11 protein-coding genes and 1 rRNA gene are annotated in these 15,224 nt (G+C 71.1%); 3 read left to right on the top strand and 9 right to left on the bottom strand.

The genetic code is table 11. The features are described 5' to 3' along the window. Positions 1–7 precede the first annotated feature (7 nt). A complete protein-coding gene (gene secA / locus ACFPP6_RS34000) occupies positions 8–2,824 on the bottom strand; it encodes a preprotein translocase subunit SecA (protein WP_382050490.1) in 2,817 nt (938 codons plus the stop codon). Between the two features lie 235 nt (positions 2,825–3,059). On the opposite strand from secA, the gene ACFPP6_RS33995 reads away from it, so the two are divergent. Then, the gene (locus tag ACFPP6_RS33995) at positions 3,060–3,653 is read left to right on the top strand and encodes a GNAT family N-acetyltransferase (RefSeq protein ID WP_382050487.1); all 594 of its coding nucleotides are present in this window, start codon (positions 3,060–3,062) and stop codon (positions 3,651–3,653) included. Between the two features lie 45 nt (positions 3,654–3,698). Further along, complete coding sequence (locus tag ACFPP6_RS33990) at positions 3,699–4,910, top strand: winged helix-turn-helix domain-containing protein (protein WP_382050485.1); 1,212 nt, start codon at positions 3,699–3,701, stop codon at positions 4,908–4,910. Here the strand turns inward: ACFPP6_RS33990 and ACFPP6_RS33985 are convergent, their stop codons facing one another. The 7 genes from ACFPP6_RS33985 to mtnA all read right to left on the bottom strand — a co-directional run bounded on the left by ACFPP6_RS33985 (position 4,911) and on the right by mtnA (position 13,580). Then, positions 4,911–5,651 (bottom strand): response regulator, encoded by a 741-nt coding sequence (locus tag ACFPP6_RS33985; protein ID WP_058044204.1) that lies wholly within the window; start codon positions 5,649–5,651, stop codon positions 4,911–4,913. A 243-nt stretch (positions 5,652–5,894) separates the two neighbouring features. Beyond that, positions 5,895–6,584, bottom strand: a complete 690-nt coding sequence (gene hpf / locus ACFPP6_RS33980) for a ribosome hibernation-promoting factor, HPF/YfiA family (protein ID WP_382050482.1) — start codon at positions 6,582–6,584, stop codon at positions 5,895–5,897. 316 nt (positions 6,585–6,900) lie between these two features. Next, on the bottom strand, positions 6,901–7,305 hold the full coding sequence (locus ACFPP6_RS33975; protein WP_382050480.1) for a ComF family protein: 405 nt from the start codon (positions 7,303–7,305) through the stop codon (positions 6,901–6,903). A 443-nt stretch (positions 7,306–7,748) separates the two neighbouring features. Continuing rightward, positions 7,749–9,587 carry an LpqB family beta-propeller domain-containing protein gene (locus ACFPP6_RS33970; RefSeq protein WP_382050477.1) on the bottom strand — a complete coding sequence of 613 codons (1,839 nt, stop codon included), beginning with the start codon at positions 9,585–9,587 and terminating at the stop codon, positions 7,749–7,751. Continuing rightward, positions 9,577–11,604, bottom strand: a complete 2,028-nt coding sequence (gene mtrB, locus ACFPP6_RS33965) for an MtrAB system histidine kinase MtrB (protein ID WP_382050475.1) — start codon at positions 11,602–11,604, stop codon at positions 9,577–9,579. Before mtrB ends, ACFPP6_RS33970 begins: the two co-directional genes overlap by 11 nt. Before the next feature lies 1 nt (position 11,605). Next, positions 11,606–12,283 (bottom strand): two-component system response regulator MtrA, encoded by a 678-nt coding sequence (gene mtrA, locus ACFPP6_RS33960; protein WP_055539974.1) that lies wholly within the window; start codon positions 12,281–12,283, stop codon positions 11,606–11,608. 142 nt (positions 12,284–12,425) lie between these two features. Further along, positions 12,426–13,580 (bottom strand): S-methyl-5-thioribose-1-phosphate isomerase, encoded by a 1,155-nt coding sequence (gene mtnA / locus ACFPP6_RS33955; RefSeq protein ID WP_382050472.1) that lies wholly within the window; start codon positions 13,578–13,580, stop codon positions 12,426–12,428. Between the two features lie 160 nt (positions 13,581–13,740). Here mtnA and ACFPP6_RS33950 point away from each other — a divergent pair, with 160 nt between their 5' ends. Then, on the top strand, positions 13,741–15,015 hold the full coding sequence (locus tag ACFPP6_RS33950; RefSeq protein ID WP_382050470.1) for a DUF7847 domain-containing protein: 1,275 nt from the start codon (positions 13,741–13,743) through the stop codon (positions 15,013–15,015). A gap of 141 nt (positions 15,016–15,156) precedes the next feature. Here the strand turns inward: ACFPP6_RS33950 and rrf are convergent. Continuing rightward, positions 15,157–15,224 (bottom strand): 5S ribosomal RNA (gene rrf / locus ACFPP6_RS36675); the annotation flags it as partial.

Genomic DNA, 15,224 nt, shown 5'->3' with positions numbered 1-15,224 from the left:
GCCGGAATCACTTCTTGCGGCGACGGCCGCCGCTGTTCTTCTGCGCCTTGCGGCGCTCGGCGCGGGTCATGCCGTCCGCCGCCGAGCGGAACTCGCCGGTGTCGTCGCTGGCGTAGTCGGTCTCGATCGTGCCGCCCGCACCGTCGACCGTCGGGGCCGAGAAGTGCAGCCGGTCCGGCCGCTGCGGCTGCGCGAGACCCTTCGCACGGATCTCGGGACGGGCCGCGGGGATGGTGTCCTGGACCTTGTCCAGGGACGGCGCGGTCTCCTCGACCGGGACCTCCTCCAGCTGCTGGTCGACCTGGACCTCCAGGTTGAACAGGTAGCCGACGGACTCCTCCTTGATGCCCTCCATCATGGCCTGGAACATGTCGAAGCCCTCGCGCTGGTACTCCACCAGCGGGTCCTTCTGGGCCATGGCCCGCAGGCCGATGCCCTCCTGCAGGTAGTCCATCTCGTAGAGGTGCTCACGCCACTTGCGGTCCAGCACCGAGAGCACCACGCGGCGCTCCAGCTCGCGCATGATGTCGGAGCCCAGCTGCTCCTCGCGCGCCGCGTACTGCTCGTTGATGTCGTCCTTGATGGACTCGGCGATGAACTCGGCCGTGATGCCCGCGCGGTCGCCCGCCGCCTCCTCCAGCTCCTCGATGGTGACCTTCACCGGGTAGAGCTGCTTGAAGGCGCCCCACAGCCGCTCCAGGTCCCACTCCTCGGCGAAGCCCTCGACGGTCTCCTGGCGGATGTAGTCGTCGATGGTGTCGTCCATGAAGTGCTGGATCTGCTCCTGCAGGTCCTCGCCCTCCAGGACGCGGCGGCGCTCGCCGTAGATGACCTCGCGCTGGCGGTTGAGCACCTCGTCGTACTTCAGGACGTTCTTACGCGTCTCGAAGTTCTGCTGCTCGACCTGGGACTGCGCGGAGGCGATGGCCCGGGTGACCATCTTGTTCTCGATCGGCACGTCGTCGGGCACGTTGGCCATGGCCATCACGCGCTCGACCATCTGGGCCTTGAACAGGCGCATCAGGTCGTCGCCCAGGGACAGGTAGAAGCGGGACTCGCCCGGGTCGCCCTGACGGCCGGAACGACCGCGCAGCTGGTTGTCGATGCGGCGCGACTCGTGGCGCTCGGTGCCGAGCACGTAGAGGCCGCCGAGCTCCTTGACCTCCTCGAACTCGGCCTTGACCGCGGCCTCGGCCCGCTCCAGGGCGCCGGGCAGCGCGGCCGCCCACTCCTCGACATGCTCCACCGGGTCGAGACCCATCTGGCGCAGCTCCGCCTCGGCGAGGTCGTCCGGGTTGCCGCCGAGCTTGATGTCGGTGCCGCGGCCGGCCATGTTCGTGGCGACGGTGACGGCGCCCTTGCGGCCGGCCTGCGCGACGATCGAGGCCTCGCGCTCGTGGTGCTTGGCGTTGAGCACCTCGTGCTGGATGCCGCGCTTGGAGAGCTGCTGGGAGAGGTACTCCGACTTCTCCACGGAAGTGGTGCCGACCAGGATCGGCTGCCCCTTCTCGTGCTTCTCGGCGATGTCCTTCACCACGGCGTCGAACTTGGCGACCTCGGTGCGGTAGATGAGGTCGGACTGGTCCATGCGGACCATCGGCCGGTTGGTCGGGATCGGCACCACGCCGAGCTTGTAGATCTGGTGGAACTCGGCGGCCTCGGTCATGGCCGTACCGGTCATGCCGGACAGCTTGCTGTAGAGGCGGAAGAAGTTCTGGAGGGTGATCGTGGCGAGGGTCTGGTTCTCGTCCTTGATCTCCACCCCTTCCTTCGCCTCGATGGCCTGGTGCATGCCCTCGTTGTAGCGGCGGCCCGCGAGGATACGGCCGGTGTGCTCGTCGACGATCATGACTTCGCCGTCCATGACGACGTAGTCCTTGTCCCGCTTGAAGAGCTCCTTCGCCTTGATGGCGTTGTTGAGGTAGCCCACCAGCGGGGTGTTGACCGACTCGTAGAGGTTGTCGATGCCCAGCCAGTCCTCGACCTTGGCGACGCCTGCCTCGTGGATGGCGACCGTGCGCTTCTTCTCGTCGACCTCGTAGTCGCCGGTCTCCTCGACGCCCTTCTGCGGGTTGGCCGGCTCGCCCTTCTTCAGGCGCGTGACCAGCTTGGCGAAGTCGCCGTACCACTTGGTGGCCTGGTCGGCCGGGCCGGAGATGATCAGCGGCGTACGGGCCTCGTCGACCAGGATCGAGTCGACCTCGTCGACCACGGCGAAGTTGTGCCCGCGCTGGACCAGCTCCTCCTGCGACCACGCCATGTTGTCGCGCAGGTAGTCGAAGCCGAACTCGTTGTTCGTGCCGTACGTGATGTCGCAGCCGTACTGCTCGCGGCGCTGCGCCGGCGTCATGTTCGCCAGGATGCAGCCGACCGACAGGCCCAGGAACTTGTGCACCCGGCCCATCAGCTCGGAGTCGCGCTCGGCCAGGTAGTCGTTGACCGTGATCAGGTGGACGCCCTTGCCCGACAGGGCGTTCAGGTACGCGGGCAGCGTGCCGACCAGGGTCTTGCCCTCGCCGGTCTTCATCTCCGCCACGTAGCCCATGTGCAGGGCGGCGCCGCCCATGAGCTGGACGTCGTAGTGGCGCTGGCCGAGGACGCGCTTGGCGCCCTCGCGGACGGTCGCGAAGGCCTCGGGGAGCAGGTCGTCCAGGCTCTCCCCGTCGGCGTAACGCTGCTTGTACTCGTCGGTCAGGGCGCGCAGCTCGGCGTCGGAGAGGTTGAGGAAGTCCTCTTCGATGGAATTGACCTGGTCCGCGATGCGGTGCAGCTTGCGCAGGATCTTGCCTTCTCCTGCACGCATGATCTTGCCGAAGACGGACACGTAGGCTAGCTCCTTGCCGGTCGGGCCTGGCACCGGTTCTCCCCCGCCGTGGGCAGGGGGCGGGTACGCGGGCACGACGGGACAGTCCCCGCCGCAACGGCCATCGTAAGCGAGGACCCCGCTGCGCCGGGAGGTCCGTCATCACCCGGGCCGGGTGTCACCCGCGGTGTCACCCGGTTATGGAACGAGCGAATAATCCCGAAGGTGCCGGGCTGAGGCTCTTTACACTCCGCCCATGGACCCCATGGAGCTCACGACCGACCGTCTGCTGCTGCGTCCCTTCGCCCCCTCCGACGCGGACGCGGTGCACGCGGCCTGCCAGGACCCGGACATCCCCCGGTACACGAGCGTGCCCTCTCCGTACACGCCCGAGGACGCCCGGATCTTCATCGAGGAGACCTGCCCGGCCGGCTGGCGCGACGACACCCTCTACACCTGGGGCGCCTTCACCCGGGAGGGCGGCCGGCTCGCCGGCTCGATGTGCCTGGTGCGGCTCGCACAGCTGCGCTCCCCCGAACGCCAGGCCGAGCTCGGCTACTGGACCGCCAAGGAGCAGCGCGGCCGCGGGTACACCGCGGAGGCGGCCCGCGCGGTGGCCCGCTGGGCCTTCGGGACCCTCGGCGTCGAGCGCATGGAGTGGTACGCGGAGGCCGGCAACGAGGGCTCGCGCGCGGTGGCCCTGAAGACCGGATTCCGGATGGAGGGCGTCATGCGGTCGAAGATCGTGTACGGGGGCACGCGCCGCGACGCGTGGACCGGCTCCCTGCTCCCCTCGGACCTGGGCCTGCCCACCGCCGCCCCCTACCTGCCGTTTCCCGAGCGCGGCTGACCGGCTCCCCGGCCGTTGTCAGTGCCCCCGCCTAAGGTGGCCGCCATGACAACTGCCGCCTCCGCCAAGGCCCGTAAGCCCGAGCACCACCTGTCCGCCGATGACGCGCGCCGGCTGGCGCTGCGCGCCCAGGGCCTGCTGGGCGCGCCGGACCGGCGGGCGGGCGCGCGCGGCGTGCTGCGGCACCTGGGGGCCGTCCAGCTGGACACGATCTCGGTGCTGGCCCGCTCGCACGAGCTGGTGCCGTACGCCCGGCTGGGCGCGGTGGGCCGGTCCGCGGTCGAGGAGGCGTACTGGTCGGGGGACCACGCCTTCGAATACTGGTCGCACGCCGCGTGCATCCTGCCCGTCGAGGAGTGGCCGCTGTTCGCCTTCCGCCGCCGGGCCTTCCAGGCCCGCGGGCACCGCTGGCACGTCATGGAGGACGCGGAGCGCTCGTGCGCGGCGGTCCGCGACCGGCTCAAGGCCGACGGCCCGCTGACGGCCACGGAGCTGGGCGGCGCCAAGAACGGCTGGGGGCACCTCCCAGCGGTAGCTGGGGGAGAGTGGTACGACTGGTCCGAGACGAAGATCGCGGTGGAGTGGCTGCTGGACACCGGCGAGGTGGTGTGCACCCGCCGGCGCGGCTGGAAGCGCGTGTACGACCTGGCGGAGCGCGCCGTGCCCACCGCCCTCTTCCACGACGACCTGGACGACGCCGCGTGCGTCCGGCGCCTGGTGGCGCAGGCCGGTGCCGCGATGGGCGTGGCCACCCGGGCGGACCTCGCGGACTACCACCGCCTCAAGGGCGAGCAGGTGGACGCCGTCATCGACGGGACCGGCCTGGTGCCGGTCGAGGTGGCGGGCTGGTCGAAGCCCGCGTGGGCCGACCCCGCGGCCCTGGCCGGGCAGCCGCGCGGCCGGCACCGCACGACGCTGCTGTCGCCGTTCGACTCGCTGGTCTGGGACCGCCCCCGCACGGAGCGGATCTTCGGCTTCACGCACCGCCTGGAGGCATACGTCCCGAGGGAGAAGCGGATGCACGGCTATTTCGCGATGCCCCTGCTGTCGGGCGGCCGGCTGCTCGGCCGCGTCGACCCGGCGCGCGACGGATCCACGCTGGTGGCCCGCCAGGTCTCCCTCGACGGGCCCAAGGCCGTGGCCCCCATGGCCGCGGCGCTGCGGGAGGCGGCGGAGTGGGTGGGCTGCGACGCCGTCCGGATCGAGCGCTGCGACGACGCGAAGCTGGCCGCAGCGCTCATCACCGCCCTGGATTAGCTAACGGATCTCCAGGATCTTCTCGCGCATCGCGTACACCACCGCCTCCATCCTGGAGTGCAGCTGCAGCTTCTCCAGGATGTTGCGCACGTGGTTCTTGACGGTGTTCTCGGAGATGAACAACTCCTTGGCGATATCGCGGTTGTTCATCCCCGTGGCGACGAGCTTGAGGACCTCCAGCTCGCGGTCCGTCAGCCGGGGCGCCGGCACCAGCCGGCGCTCGTCCGTGCGCTGGATCATCGACTTGAACTCGGTGAGCAGCTTGGACGCCATCGACGGGCTGATCTGCGACTGCCCGTCGGCAACGGCCCGGATGGCGGTCGCCACTTCGTCGGTGGAGATCTCCTTGAGGAGATAGCCGGTCGCCCCGGCCTTGATGGCGTCGTAGAGGTCGGCTTCCTCATCGCTGATCGTCAGCATGATGATTTTCGCACTGGGGGCCACCTCCTTGATGGAGGTGCACGCCTCGATGCCGCCGCGCTTGGGCATGCGGACGTCCATCAGCACGATGTCGGGCAGCAGGTCCGCGGCTTTGTCCACGGCCTCCGCACCGTCCCCGGCCTCGCCTACGACCTGGATGTCCTCCTCCTGCGCCAGGACGATCTCCAGGCCCCGGCGGAAGAGCGCGTGGTCGTCCACGACCAGGACCCGGATGGGCTCCTCGCGCGCCGCGCCCCTGCCCGTGCAGGCCTCGTCGTCGTCCTCGCCGGGCTCGAGTACGGGCCCGAACCTGTCCGCCATTGTTCCTCCCCCTGAAGACCCCTGAAGGCCCAGAGCCCCTCGCGGTTGCACTGTGCTGCGTGCTGCGCCGCCCAACCGGTTCCCCGGCGCCGGTGGTTGGTCGCCGGGCCATGATTTCATGCCGGGGGGCCGGGCGCTGCTTCCGTCGTCGCGCGACGGCGCCCCGGGGGCGCGGGGGGCGCGCCCCGAGGGCACCGGACCGACGGTTACGGCAGATGGCGCGGGAGGCCGGAGCCTCCCGGCTCAGCCGCCCAGCTCCCCGCCCGCACCACCGGGCTCTCCTTCGAAGAGCGGGTCGGCATTGAGGTGGATGACGCCGTAGTCATAGGCGTGCCGCCGGTAGACGACACTGGGTTGTTTGGTGTCGGAGTCGACGAACAGGTAGAAGTCGTGCCCGACCAACTCCATTTCGTAGAGCGCCTGGTCGAGGGTCATGGGCGCTGCGGAGTGGGTCTTCTCGCGGACCACCAGAGGGCCTTCGCCACGGATCTCCAGGGATCCCATGCGGGTGACCGGCACCCCGTCCGCCGCCTGCTCGACGGCGAGTTCACCGCTGTCGGTGAGCTCCGCGGCGCCGATGACGGTCGCCGCGACATCGCTCGCGGGGATGCGGCCGTTGCCCCGCCGGGTGTGGCGCTTGTCGTTCTGCTTGCGCAGCCGTGCTTCGAGCTTGCTGGTGGCCAGGTCCAGTGCGACGTACGGGTCGGTTGCTGCGGCCTCCGCCCGGATCACCGGTCCACGGGAACGCACCGTGATCTCCACCCGGTCGGAGCGGTCGGCCTGCCTGGGGTTGGGCTCCTTGGACACCTCGACGTCGAGGCTGATCACCTTGCCGTCGAGCTTCTGGATCTTGTCCAGCTTCAGCTTCTCGGCCACGTGCTTGCGAAAGCGCTCGGGCACCTCGGTCTTGCGGCCTTTGACGACGATGTCCACGCAGAACTCCGTTCCCGGATCGCCCCGCCGAAGGTGCGGAGCGCATCCCTCTTGCATCAGACTCCGGGGATACCCGGAGCCACCGACTTGGCGGTTTTCACCTCCTCCTCCCCCATCGGCAAGGTCTGCACCCCATCGACTTCAAGCTTCCGTGAAAGCGAGCAAAGCGCGCCATTCGGAAATGCAAGGCATAGCCCCTGCCATTCCTCACAACCGAACATATCTCGCTCGGACGCCTGTCGGTAGCCCCTACCGGGACGTACCTCCATTCAGGTGTTTCCCTGCCGTTACCATCAGCAACGAATGACGTTGCCCTTCAGTTCCGCTTCTTTTCGGCCTCGCGCGGGGGAACTCCGGACGCGGCCACGACGGCGGCGCCCAGCAGGCTTCCGCCCGCGAGGGAGACGGCACGGGCGGCCTCGGCGAGCGAAGCCCCCGTGGTCATCAGATCGTCTACCAGCACCACCGGCCCCTCGCGCATCAAGAGCCTCTCTCCTCCCATACGTACCCCCAGTGCACCGGCCACATTCGCCCTGCGCTGCCGGGCGCCCAGCCCGGCCTGGTCGGCGACGGCCCTGCACTGGCGCAGCACGGGAACCGCACGGGCGGGGAGGCCGGCGGCGCGCAGGGCACGCGCGGCGGCGAGGGCCAGGCGCCGGCCGGCGTCGTGACCCCGGGCTGCGACAGCACGGCGGGCCGAGGGGACGGGAACGAGCAGCAAGGGTCTTTCACCGGCCTCCAGGGCCCCTCCCCCGCCCCACCCGCCACCCCCTGGACAACTGGCCGCAGCACGCACCGCACCCGCCAGGGCAGCCCCCAGCGGCCCCGCCAGCCCCAGCGCCCCGCGCTCCTTGTGCGCGAGCAGGGCCGAGCGCACCGGGCCCTCGTACCGCGCGGCGGCATGGACCGGCGGCAGCCCGGCCGGCACAGGATCCGGCCTGACGCGCCATGCCGCACCCGCGCCCGGCACCGCGCCTCCGCCCAGCGCAGCCCGGCACGCTGCGCACAGCACGGACCGCGGCCGCCCGCACCCCGCGCACTCGCCCGGCAGCACCAGGCCCGTGATCTCCTGCCACCACCCGCGCACAGATCCACTGTCCCGCCGGCCGCGGCACCCCGCCACCCCTGTGGAAAACCCTGCGCCGCGCAACCGGCGCCCGGCGGCTAGCCGGGGTAGACCGGGGCGGAGCCTTCCTTGGTCACCAGCTTCCAGTTGCTGTCCGGCAGCAGGCGTACGATCCCGCCGTCCCGCTCGGCCACCAGCGCCGGCGCCTTCGCCGTGCTCTCCGAGGCCGCTACGCCCCGCACTCCCGTGATGCCCGGCAGCGCGGAGGTGTTCGACAGCGAGCCGTCCGTGTCGATGTACTGCAGCTGCTGCAGCCCGCCCTGCTCGTTCCCCGCGACCAGCAGCCGGCTCCCGCCGGCCCACGACACCGCGTCGACCTGCTCCAACCGCGGCGCCACCGAGCGCAGTTCCTGCACCGACAGGCTCAGCCGCCCCGCGCCCGCGTGCCGTTCGACCCGCCCCAGCTTCAGGCTCGTACGGTCGTCCTTGGTCACCAGCAGCGCGATCCGCACGCCGTCGGCCGCCACCCGCAGCCCGGTGATGCGCCCGTCGAGGCGGGGCACCTGGACCTCCTCAGGGCTGCCCGTTCCGCCGGGCAGCCGCAGCAGCCGCGGCCGCTCCGGGTCCTGGTCGGCCACCCACAGGTCGCCGAGACCGTCCCAGCTCGGGGCCGTCAGCCCGGCCTTCGCCCCACCGCGCGCCGTCACCCGGGGCTCGCCCAGCGCCGATCCGGTCTCCAGGCGGGTGACGTACAGCCCCTGGCCGTTGGCCGCCACGCCCGCGGCGTGGTGCTCGCTGCGGTCCACGCCCACCGACCTCAGCTGCACGGCCCCGTCGGCCCCGAAGGGCCCCGGCACCCGCCGCGGCTCCTCGTCGCCGTCGGCCAGGCTCACCATCCGGTGCTGCGCGTCCACGAAGTACTGCTGGTCGGCGCCGCGGCCGGCGGCCTGGTCGGGCGCGTACTTGCGGGCGTCCTCCCGTCCCAGCGAGCACAGCTGCGAGCCGTCGTCCCGCTGCAGCACCACCTGGCCGACCTTCGCCGACTGGTCCTGGACGGTGTACAGGAGCTGCGCGGCCATGCGCAGGCACTGCGCCTGGTTGGTGCCCGCGGCCTTCCCGTTGAGCCGGATCCTGAGGGCGTTGGAGTCGTCCACGGACAGCCGCCGGTCCACGACCTTGGTGCCCGTCGGGAACGCCGTCGCGGCCACCGGGTCCAGCCAGTTGGTCGGCCCGTCCAGCAGGGCGTTGACCGTGGACGTCACGGGGTCTATGCGCTTGCGCAGATAGACGGGGTCGGCGACGAGCACGTCCCGGCCCTTGCCGGAGCCGGACGTGCCCAGCTCCGCGAAGTAGTACTTGTTGACGGACCGGTAGATCCGCTGGAAGTCGGCGAGGCCGAGCACCAGCCCGGCCGGCAGCCTGTCGATGCGCCACTCGCCACTCTCGCGCGCGACGTGGATCCGCTCCTTGTACGCACCCTCTTCGGGCTTGTAGGCGTGCTTGGCGTCGATCCTCGCGACCTGCTTGCCGGTCAGGGTGATCGTGTAGTCGCGGTCCCGGTCGCCGGAGTGCTCCACCTGCACCTGCGGCGGCTCCGCCAGCACGACCGTCCCCCACGAGGGGTCCCACTCCCGCTGCTTGCCCTTGGCCAGGTACATGCGGGCCGTGCCGTAGTCCGGATCGTCGCTGGTGGTGGCCTCCAGGAAGCCCGTCACCAGCTCCTGCGGCCGCTCGCCCTTGTGCGGCGGCACGCCGTAGACGCGCACCTGCGAGTCCGCGTCGGCGCGCTGCGACGAGTCGACCGCCGTCACCTCGCCGCTGTCCGGCATCGAGGCGCACCCGGCCAGCAGCGCGGCGCTGACGGCGAGCGCGCCGAACCCCGCGGTCCGCCGCCGCGGGCTGCTCGCCCGTCTGCGACGATTGCGTTCAGCGCCCACGCGCCCGCCCCTCACGTTCTCCTGCGGCCCCGGCCGCGGGCTTGCCGCCGTCCTGGCTCCCCGGGCGCACCACACGGGCACCACTGCCCGGCAGCGCCGCGGGATCCACGGCGGGCACGTTCTTGTTCTGCGGGGGTACGGGCGTCAGCCCGGCGCCCTGCGGCGGCACGCCGCCGGACCGGCCGGCCACGGCCACCGGCACCCCGGCCTCGCTCAGCCCGCGGTTGCGCCGGGAGTCCTCCGGCTCCAGCGGGATCGGCGATCCGCGCAGGGTCTCACCGGCCGTGCCCGGCAGCGTCAGCCGGAACTGCGAGCCGCCGCCCGGCTCGCCCCAGGCCTGCAGCCAGCCACCGTGCAGCCGCGCGTCCTCCACGGCGATCGACAGGCCCAGACCCGTACCGCCCGTGGTGCGGGCGCGCGCGGGATCGGCCCGCCAGAAGCGGTTGAACACCCGGACCGCCTCGCCGGGCTTGAGACCCACGCCGTAGTCGCGGACGGCCACCGCGACCGCACCGCCGGCCGCCGCAAGCCGCACGACCACGTCCCGGCCCTCGCCGTGCTCCACCGCGTTGACGACCAGGTTGCGCAGCACGCGCTCCACGCGCCGCGAGTCCGCCTCCGCGATCACCGGCTGCTCGGCGCCCTGCACCAGCAGCTTGCTGCCCTTGCGCTCCGCGAGCGGCAGGGCCCCTTCGATCACGCGGTTGACGACGTCCCGCAGATCGACCGGCTCGGCCTCCAGGGCCGCGGCGCCCGCGTCGAACCGGCTGATCTCCAGCAGGTCGGCCAGCAGCGACTCGAAGCGGTCGACCTGCCCGTACAGCAGCTCCGCCGAGCGCGCGGTGACCGGGTCGAAGTCCTCACGGGCCTCGTGGATGACCTCGGCGGCCATGCGCACGGTCGTCAGCGGCGTCCGCAGCTCGTGCGAGACGTCCGAGACGAACCTGCGCTGCATCCGCGACAGCTGCTCCAGCTGCTGGATCTTGACCTGAAGGTTCTGCGCCATCTTGTTGAAGGCCTCACCGAGGCGCGCGATGTCGTCCTCGCCGGTGACCTTCATGCGCTCCTGCAGGACGCCCGCCGCCAGCCGCTCGGAGATGCTCGCGGCCATCCGCACGGGCGTGACGATCTGCCGCACCACGAGCCAGGCGATGGCCCCGAGCAGCACGACCACGAACACCCCGGCCGTCGCGAGCGTGCCCTTGACCAGGCTCAGCGACTTCTCCTCCTGGGTGTACGGGAAGAGGTAGTACAGCTGGTACGCCTTGCCGTTGGGGTCGTACATCCGCTTGCCGACGACCAGCGCCGGCTCGCCCTCGTCGGAGGAGTTGTGCTTGACCGACGCCGACTTCCACAGCGCACCGGTCTTGGAGTCCACCTGTTTGCGCAGGTCGGCGGGGATGCTGGCCTCGGGGTCGATGTCACCGGAGGCGCGCGGGCCGCGCGCCCCGGCGGACGTCATGTCGTTGTACCCCAGGTCGCCGTAGACGAGGTCGCCGCCGCCGGAGCTGAGCGCCACCACGTGGTAGACGCCCTGCCCGCCGCTGGAGAGCTGCTGCACCTGGGCCGTCAGCCAGGCCCCGGGGTCCGTGCCGCCGCGGCTGCCGGACTGGGCGTCCTGCGCGCGGGTGTCCCCCGCGGTGTCGGCGGCGTCCCGCGCCGCCTTGAAACCGCCCTCGGCCTGGCTCAGCGACGCGTGCCGCTTCGCCTCCAGCAGGCCGTTGCGGACCTGCCCGATGACCACGACGCCGAGCAGCAGCACCACGCCCATCGACATCAGCAGCGTCGTCGCGACGACGCGCAGCTGGATGTTGCGCCGCCACAGGCGCATCGCGGGCAGCAGCGGACGGCGCACCCAGCGCACGTACAGCCTCAGCACCGGGTGGACCGGCCCCGCGGCCGCGCCGTCGGACAGCATCCGCCCGGCCCGCCACAGCCGCCGGAAGAAAGATATGCCGCCCGCCGTCTCGACGGGCCGCCCCACGCCCCGCTCCGGGGCGGCACCGTTGCGCGACATGTCAGCTCGGCCCGGCCTTGTAACCCACACCACGGACGGTCACCACGATCTCCGGCCGCTCCGGGTCCTTCTCGACCTTGGAGCGCAGCCGCTGCACGTGCACGTTGACGAGGCGGGTGTCGGCCGCGTGACGGTAGCCCCACACCTGCTCCAGGAGCACCTCACGGGTGAAGACCTGCCACGGCTTGCGGGCGAGCGCGACCAGCAGGTCGAACTCGAGCGGCGTCAGCGCGATCGACTGCCCGTCGCGCTTGACGGAGTGCCCGGCCACGTCGATGACCAGGTCCCCTATCGCCAGCTGCTCCGGCGCGGGCTCCTCGGAGCGGCGCAGACGGGCGCGGATCCGCGCCACGAGCTCCTTCGGCTTGAACGGCTTGACGATGTAGTCGTCGGCCCCCGATTCCAGGCCGACGACGACGTCGACCGTGTCGCTCTTCGCCGTCAGCATCACGATCGGCACGCCGGACTCGGCGCGGATGAGCCGGCAGACCTCGATGCCGTCCCGGCCGGGCAGCATCAGATCGAGCAGCACAAGATCGGGCTTGACCTCACGAAAAGCAGCAAGTGCCTTGTCGCCGTCCGCTACAAACGACGGCTCGAAACCCTCACCACGCAGCACAATGCCGAGCATCTCGGCCAGTGCGGTGTCGTCGTCGACGACAAGGACGCGTCCCTTCATATCGACATCATCCCATTTTCGCATCCGGTCCATAGAGCCGGGTGACGGAGCTCACCTGGCGCGACTGACAGACTTCGGTGTGTCCCGTTGACCCGGAACTCCGGAAGCGTTCGCCGCCAGGGGTGGACAGTACACGTGCGGATCAGGCCGGCTCACTCCCGGATCCCCGCTGTGACCTGCCGCAGAGCTCCGCCAGCCCCGCCCGGGTCACCGGCGAGACCACTCCGTTCTCCGTGACGATGGCAGTCACCAGTTCCGGTGGTGTGACGTCGAACGCAGGGTTGTACGCCTGCGTCCCCAGGGGAGCCACCGGCACCCCCGTGCCCGGCTCCGCGCCTGCCCCCGGCGGCACCACCGTAAACTCCGTGATCTCGTGCCCCGGGCGCTGCTCCACCTCGATCTCCGAGCCCGCGGACGTATCGAGGTCCACGGTGGTCACCGGGGCCACAACCAGGAACGGCACGTGGTGATAGCGGGCCAGCACCGCCAGCGGATAGCTGCCGACCTTGTTCGCCACGGACCCGTCCGCGGCTATCCGGTCCGCACCGATCAGCACCGCGTCCACCTCGCCCGCGGCGAACAGCGAACCCGCCGCGTTGTCGGCGAGCAGCGTGTACGCCATCCCCGCCCGGGCCGCCTCGTACGCCGTGAGCCGCGCACCCTGCAGCAGCGGACGCGTCTCGTCCACCCACAGGCGCCTCAGCCGCCCCACACGGTGCGCCGCGCCCGCCACGGCCAGCGCCGTGCCCTCGCCCCCGGAGACCAGCGCCCCCGTGTTGCAGTGCGTGAGAACCCGGAACCCGCCGCCCGGCACCAGCTCCTCCAGCAGAGCCAGCCCGTGCGCCGCCATCCGCGCGCTGGCCTCGGCGTCCTCACGGTGCAGGGCACGCGCCTCCGCGAGCGTGGCCGCGGCGGCGCGAGCAGGCCCGCTGCCGTCCTTCAGGGCCTTCTCGTACGCCCCCAGCGCACGCCGCACCCCGTAGGCGAGGTTCACGGCCGTGGGGCGTGCGTGCGCGAGCAGATCGGCGGCCTCCACGACGTCGAAACCGCGGACGGCTGCCAGCGCCACCCCGTACGCCCCGGCGATCCCCAGCAGCGGGGCGCCCCGGACGGCGAGCGTACGGACCGCGTCGACCAGCGCCGGCACGTCCGTGCACACCAGCTCGACCTCCTCCGCGGGGAGCCGGCGCTGGTCCAGAACAACGAGCACGGGCCCCTCCGGCGGCTCCTCCCATCTCAGCGCCGGAACGGAGCCGGGCTCGACGGACGCCATGGATGCCGCGAACTGATCAGCCATCCATCCAGTCTGCCGCTCGTACCCCGACTATTGAAGGTCGCCTTGGGATTACTCCCTCGTACGAGCTCGCGGGCCGCACGGATCACCGTGACACGATTGCCGGAAGTCGCTCGCCGCCGAACCGGCGGACGGGCGGGCACTGAGAAGGAGCGAGACGCACATGACTGACTCTCCGGGCCGGACCTCGCCCGGATCCTCCCCGTCCGACGAGCGCGACCCGGCTGCGACGCAGGACCAGCAGAAGCAGCCGGAGCAGGAGAAGGAAAAGGAGAAGGACCGGGAAAGAACCCAGTGGGCACAGGAACAGCCTCCACCGGGTGACTGGTCGACCTCTCCCCCGAGCCCGCCCCGGCAGCGCACACGCGCCCGAGCGAACGCGTCCACGGGCAGGTCCGGGGCGCCGGGCGCACCGGGCGCCCCGGGCGGCCAGGCAGGCCGCGGTGGTGCGGGCCCTCAGCCGGGCTGGAACCAGTGGGCGGGGGGCCGGCCGCAGGCGCCCCAGCCCGGGGTGATTCCGCTGCGCCCGCTGCAGACCGGCGAGATCATGGAAGGCTCGATCCGCACGATGCGCCTTCACTGGCGCTCCGTCGTCGGCATCTCCCTGACGGTGGCCGTGGGTACGCAGACCGTGGCGACGGTGATCGAGCGGTTGTGGCCGCGCGGCACGAAGGAGCTCGACGCACTGAGCGGGGAGACCCCGCAGACGCCGAAGGAACTGGTCGACGCCATAGGCAACGGCCTCGGCAGCCTCGGAGTGGCCTGGCTGCTCAGCCTGGTCGGCTCCATCACCGCCGCGGCCCTGCTCACGGTGATCGTCAGCCGAGCGGTGCTGGGTCGCCCGGTCACCGCCCGGGAGGCATGGCGCAGCTCCAGGCCGCAGCTGGCGCGGATGGCGGGCCTGCTGGTCCTGGTGCCGATGCTCCTGGTCGGTGTGTTCGCCGTCGGTATCGTCTGGGGCCTGCTGGCGGCCGCGCTCGGAGCCGAGCAGGCAGGGATGTCGCTCATGGCGCTGGGCGGCCTGGTGTCCATGGTCGTGGCGACCTGGCTCTGGATTCGTTACAGCCTCGCCGCCCCGGCGCTGATGCTGGAGAAGCAGAGCGTGCTCGGAGCGATGCGGCGGTCGGCGAAGCTGGTGCAGGGCGCCTGGTGGCGGGTCTTCGGAATTCAGCTCATGTCCGTGATGATCACGCTGCTGGTCGGCCTCATGGCCCAGGCCGTCGTCATCTTCTTCGACGTCCTCATCCACGGTTACGGACAACAGTCGGCCGCCGATGCGACCGACTGGGCCTCTCTCATTTCCATCGGTATAGCGGCGGTTATCAGCGCCACGATCACTCTTCCGGTCACGGCCGGCATGACGGCGCTGCTGTACATGGACCAGCGCATTCGACGCGAGTCCCTCGACATCGAGCTCGCACGGGCGGCGGGCGAATAAGAGCAATTACTGCCGAGGCTCGGCTGTATTTCCTCCCAGGGAATACAGCCGAGCAGGCGAGAGGGGTCCAGGAAAGTGTCCTGAACGCAAAAATGCCGCAGGCCCTGAGTGATATCACTCAGGGCCTGCGGCTTAAAATTTGTTCGGCGGCGTCCTACTCTCCCACACGGTCCCCCATGCAGTACCATCGGCGCTGAAAGGCTTAGCTT

Source organism: Streptomyces aureoversilis, from assembly GCF_042657885.1.
Classification (GTDB): domain Bacteria; phylum Actinomycetota; class Actinomycetes; order Streptomycetales; family Streptomycetaceae; genus Streptomyces; species Streptomyces aureoversilis.
Note: the sequence above shows the minus strand (reverse complement) of the source record. Positions and strands in the feature narration are given on the sequence as shown.